The organism is Burkholderia territorii, from assembly GCF_902833055.1.
In the GTDB taxonomy this organism is placed as follows: domain Bacteria; phylum Pseudomonadota; class Gammaproteobacteria; order Burkholderiales; family Burkholderiaceae; genus Burkholderia; species Burkholderia territorii.
In genome coordinates this window covers 1-427 of the sequence record NZ_CADFEJ010000170.1, presented here as the reverse complement: position 1 = coordinate 427, position 427 = coordinate 1, and the positions used below count along the sequence as shown (strand labels likewise).

Annotated in this window: 1 protein-coding gene; it reads right to left on the bottom strand. The window is 69.8% G+C overall.

Annotation, left to right across the window (positions count from 1 at the left end):
- Window positions 1-427: Tar ligand binding domain-containing protein (locus HW466_RS31570; RefSeq protein WP_176316192.1), on the bottom strand; the 427-nt coding region annotated here is incomplete at both ends.

The following is a 427-nucleotide window of genomic DNA, read 5'->3' as shown; positions in this document are numbered from 1 at the left end:
CGAAGCGCCGCGCGGCCTGCTCGAAGCGGGCGCGCTGACGCTCGACCTGGAAGGCCTCGAGCGCGGTGAGCGCCTGCTGGTACTCGTCGAACCAGGCGCTGGGCATGTCGCGCTGGGTGCCGAGGAAATCGACCAGGTTGTCGCTGTCGAGCTGCTTGAGGCCCTTGGCGAAGGCCTGCGACAGCAGCCGGTCGCGCCGGGCCAGCATGGTGTCCAGCAAGGTCTTCTCGGCCGCGTCGGGCGCGTGCAGGGCGCGATAGGCGTCGAGCTCGCGATTGCTCTCGTCGAGCAGCGCATGCAGGCGGCGGATTTCGTCGCCGGCCGGCTTGCCCGCGCTGATGATCTGCTCGACGTTGCCCAGGCCCACGCGCAGCATCAGCATGCGCTCGGAGCTGGTCTTGAGGTGCACCACCGAGGCGGTGTCGTC